At 62.7% G+C, this 576-nt stretch carries 2 protein-coding genes; both read right to left on the reverse strand.

What is annotated here, in order from left to right:
* Nucleotides 1-220 (reverse strand): TubC N-terminal docking domain-related protein (locus tag IEJ02_RS47950; protein WP_191070527.1); only part of this gene is annotated, 220 nt, incomplete at its 3' end.
* Nucleotides 217-576: phosphopantetheine-binding protein (locus IEJ02_RS47955; protein ID WP_191070528.1), on the reverse strand; the 360-nt coding region annotated here is incomplete at its 5' end. The genes IEJ02_RS47950 and IEJ02_RS47955, both read right to left, overlap by 4 nt.

The raw sequence follows: 576 nt of genomic DNA on the forward strand, positions 1-576 counted from the left end.
CCAGCGGCACCATATCCGGCGTAATCACCGCCGGTGGGCTCCACCATTCTGTCGGGCTCAGATCGATGTGCTCGAGGAGCGCTTCCTTGTGCCTGCGAAGCGATTCCACTAATTCGGCGTCCATGACTTTCTCATCCGAACGGACGACGATTTTGTCCCCATTACGGCGAAGCTTGATGGACCTGGCGTTAAGTTCGGAAAAAACCTCTTCGAGGTTCACAGCTCGATCTCCACTTCGCCGCTGTCGCCGTCTGGGTCTTCTGTAGGGGTGCTTGGTATCAAATTCGGTGGAACCTCGACCACGGCGGCACTGGTTCCGAATGCGGCTGCGAATTGCGCCACCGTGGGCGCCTCGAACAGTGTGCGCACATCGGTCTCGAACCCGAGCGTCCGCAGCCGCTCCACGAGCGTCACCGCGAGCAGTGAATGCCCGCCCAGCTCGAAGAAATTGTCATGGCGACCGACCTGCTCAACGCCAAGGGCCCGCGCCCAGACCTCGGCCAGCAGCGTCTCCGTCTCACCGACCGGGGGTTCGTAAGCGCGGGACGCGTAGGCCGCGCCCTCGGGCTCCGGCAG

Origin of the sequence: Streptomyces sp. 5-10 (assembly GCF_014712245.1) — a bacterium.
GTDB classification, from domain to species: Bacteria; Actinomycetota; Actinomycetes; order Streptomycetales; family Streptomycetaceae; genus Streptomyces; species Streptomyces violaceusniger.